This is a genomic window from Ectothiorhodospira shaposhnikovii, assembly GCF_016584105.1.
Lineage (GTDB): Bacteria > Pseudomonadota > Gammaproteobacteria > Ectothiorhodospirales > Ectothiorhodospiraceae > Ectothiorhodospira > Ectothiorhodospira shaposhnikovii.
This window is the reverse complement of record NZ_NRSM01000140.1, coordinates 1-275: the sequence shown is the minus strand read 5'-3', so window position 1 is coordinate 275 and position 275 is coordinate 1. Positions and strand designations below refer to the sequence as shown.

The 275-nt window shown below is 73.5% G+C and carries 1 protein-coding gene; it reads right to left on the bottom strand.

Annotation, left to right across the window (positions count from 1 at the left end; genetic code table 11):
- Positions 1-275, bottom strand: a 275-nt coding sequence (locus tag CKO35_RS17745; protein ID WP_200177421.1) for a hypothetical protein, incomplete at both ends; no start/stop codon positions are given.

Genomic DNA, 275 nt, shown 5'->3' with positions numbered 1-275 from the left:
GGTTGAGACCGCGATGCAGCTGGCTCGCGCGGCGCGAGGCGCTGCCGGATTTGCGGGAGAATTGCGCCAGGGCGGCGCGCAGCTCCTCGGCCAGGCGGGCGGCGGGCAGGGCCTCGTTCTCGCCCAGCCGGGCGGCGGCGTCGTCGAAGGAGCGGGCCTGCATCTGCGTCATCGCCGCGGTGATGGCGGAGAAGACCGGCTGCGCCTCCTGCACGCGCTGCTCGATCTCGCCGGCTTCGCTCTGGATCTCGTGCGGCTGGCCGCTCAGCATCAGC